The following is a 2,754-nucleotide window of genomic DNA, read 5'->3' as shown; positions in this document are numbered from 1 at the left end:
GCCCGAGCGCGATCGTGGCCGCCTCGCCGCCCTCGGGCACGACGCTGCTGTGGAAGCGGCCGGCGGCCAGCGTGTACGTCTCCCCAGGACCGAACACCTCCACCAGGCCCGTCGCGTGCCGCACGGTGCGCCCGGTCGGCGAGATGCGGTCGCCGTCGGCCCCGCTGACCACCTCGAACACCCGGTGCGTGGCGTCCGCCCCGGTGTCGGTGACCACCACGTGCACGTTGCGCACCTGGCCGTAGAGCACGTGGCTCACCAGGTCCCAGCTGTGGCAGTGGATCTGTGAGGTGGTGCTCTCGGCGTGCGCGAGCGAGTCGGACCACAGGTGGACGCATACCCCCTCGCCGCCGTCGCGCTCCAGCGGCAGGCACACGAATCCGAGCGGGTGGCGCACCGCGGTCAGGTCGCCGGCCGAGAGCGCCTCGAGCGCCCACGACCTGGCCTCGCCCCCGAGGACCCGCTGCTGGACCGCGTGATGGCTCATGACCGGTGCTTACGTTCCGTCTCGTCGGTGAGCGACTGGAAGCGGCTCACCATAGGGATCGACAGCGCGCAACGCCTTGCGGGCGATGTCGACGACGTCGTGGCCGTTGTAGGACTTGGGCAGGGGCACCCCGATGCGTTCGAACAACTCCTGCACCTCCTCGATGGTGGGCTCATCGCTCAGAGGCACCCTCTTGTACATCTCCAGCGGCACCCGCCGCGCCTGCTCGAAGCTGAGCCGCAGCTCGGTGTCGCAGTTTTCGTAGTAGAACGTGCCGGCCAGCGCGGTCATCGCCTTGTTCGGGTCTTCGACCGTCATGATGAGGCGGGTGGCCGACAGGTCCCAGCGGAACGTGGTCATCGTCGACGACAGGCCCACCGCGATGTCGAGCAGGCCGTAGCGCTGGCGGTGCCAGAAGGCGGCCAGGATCGTCGCGTACGACTCCTTCCTGGCCCGGTCGGCCGTCCACGTCTCGCCGGTGCCGTCGGGGGCGTCGGACAGCGAGCGGCGGTAGTGCGCGTACGTCTCGCACACCTCGAGGTTGGACGGGTCGATCACCTCGACCCTGACCGTGAGGTGGCGCTTGTCCCTGCGGGCGGCCGCGACGCACTCGGGCAGGGTGACCGCGCGCAGGTAGGTGCCGGTGCCGCCCTTGAAGCTCCACCTGGGCGTGTCCTTACGCGCCTCGGCGTGGTACTGGGCGATCTCCTGCTTGCTGCCCAGCACCCTGACGAGCTGGAGGGAGTCGAGAGCCTTGCGGGTGCTGCCGATCAGCGTCTCGATCTCCTCCATGCGCGCCAGGCGCACGGGCAGGTCGGCCAGCGCGCCCGAGGTGATCGTCTCCTCGACCGGGGCCTGGCGGACGCGGTCGCGCAGCAGCGCGGTCGCCACCAGCGCCATGATGACCAGCGTGGCGGCGTTGACCAGCTGCGTCTGCACCTCGGTCGGGACGATCTCGTTGGGCATCACGCCCAGCACGCCGATCACGATCGCGAGCAGGAGGGCGATGGCGCCGTCGGCATTCTGCGCCGCCCATGGGGCGACCCGCTTCACCGCCGCCATGAACCGTGCCATCGCCTCGCCCCGCCGTCCGACGATCAGTCCCCGAGGTCATGGTAACGACCGCGCCATGCGACTGCCAGGGCACGCAAAGGAGCGATCACCTAGCGGTCGCGCCGCCCCGCCGTCGATCGGCGGGGCGGCGGTGACTCAGGCGGCGGATCAGAACCAGCCGCGGTGGCGGGCCATCGCCTCCAGGCCGCGCTGCAGCGCCGCGTCCGCCGAGTGGGGCGAGTCGTCGTAGCGCACGGAGAAGCGGTTGTAGGCGTCGTGGCTCGAGGTCAGGAAGCCGCCCCGCTTGTCGGCCTCCAGGATGACGTCCATCTGCCGCGGACCGGCGATGAACGTCAGCTCCAGCTCGTTGAAGTGACGCCGCCACTGCCCGCCCGCGTAGTACTCGATCTCCTGGAAGAACGGCATCGTCGAGCCGTACAGCGTGCCGCGCTCCAGGTCGGCCTTCTTGAACCGGAAGCCCATCCGGTCGAGCGCGCCGATCACGTGGTCCTGCGCGGGCAGCGGGCTGACGAACAGCGGGTCGAGGTCGCCCTTGTCGAGCGCGCCCGCCAGCGCCAGCTCCGTCTGGACGCCCAGCTTCATGCCGTGCAGCGGGTGCCCGGCGATGGCGCTGATCGGCGTCTCCCACGGGATCGCGATCTCGAACGGTTGCTGGTGCTGCGCGCCCGCGGCCAGCTGGAACGTCCCCGCGACCTGCTGGCGCAGGAAGCTGTAGGTCGTCTTGTACTCGTTGTCGCCCGACTCGACCTCGACCACCGCGGTCAGGTCGATGTAGATGCCCTCGACCTTGTAGTCGGAGTTGCCGCCGCGGAAGTGGACGACGCCGCGCAACGTCTCGCCGGGGCGCACGCCGGTGTTCGTCAGCACCGTGTCTACTTCGACACCCGCGCCGAACGCGGCCATTAACTTGCGGAACACCATGGGGTTCTCCTAAGCGGAAGGTGTGTGGCCGTTCATTTGGCCGGTACCTGTGCCCGAGATGCGGGGGAGCAGCTGGGCGAGAAGGAGGGTGGAGAGCGCGGAGTCCGACTGGCCCTGCTGGGTCCGTACGACCAGCGGCTGGGGGGCGTTCTCCGCGAGCTTGGCGCCCACGTCCAGGCGCCTGCGGGCCAGCTCGTACTGCAGCACGGCCCGGTTGTCCCGGTACGACTCGGCCAGCCGGCGCAGCGCCTTGGCCTCGTTCTCGGCGGCGG

General features: G+C 70.1%; 3 protein-coding genes and 1 pseudogene. All 4 read right to left on the bottom strand.

Features of this window, described 5'->3' with window-relative positions; translation table 11 throughout:
- Window positions 1-487 (bottom strand): hypothetical protein (locus tag AB0J09_RS61650; RefSeq protein WP_360713374.1); only part of this gene is annotated, 487 nt, incomplete at its 3' end.
- A gap of 9 nt (window positions 488-496) precedes the next feature.
- On the bottom strand, window positions 497-1,561 hold the full coding sequence (locus AB0J09_RS61645; protein WP_360713372.1) for a hypothetical protein: 1,065 nt from the start codon (window positions 1,559-1,561) through the stop codon (window positions 497-499).
- 147 nt (window positions 1,562-1,708) lie between these two features.
- On the bottom strand, window positions 1,709-2,482 hold the full coding sequence (locus tag AB0J09_RS61640) for a sporulation protein (protein ID WP_360713370.1): 774 nt from the start codon (window positions 2,480-2,482) through the stop codon (window positions 1,709-1,711).
- Window positions 2,483-2,491: 9 nt separating this feature from the next.
- Window positions 2,492-2,754: pseudogene (locus tag AB0J09_RS61635) on the bottom strand (SPFH domain-containing protein); the annotation flags it as partial.

It is taken from the genome of Nonomuraea sp. NPDC049784 (assembly GCF_040659615.1).
Classification (GTDB): domain Bacteria; phylum Actinomycetota; class Actinomycetes; order Streptosporangiales; family Streptosporangiaceae; genus Nonomuraea.
Note: the sequence above shows the minus strand (reverse complement) of the source record. Positions and strands in the feature narration are given on the sequence as shown.

Excerpts from the sequence above, each read along its gene's own strand:
- AB0J09_RS61640 (WP_360713370.1), bottom strand. The coding sequence starts at position 2,482 with ATGGTGTTCCGCAAGTTAATGGCCGCGTTCGGCGCGGGTGTCGAAGTA.
- AB0J09_RS61645 (WP_360713372.1), bottom strand. The coding sequence starts at position 1,561 with ATGGCACGGTTCATGGCGGCGGTGAAGCGGGTCGCCCCATGGGCGGCG.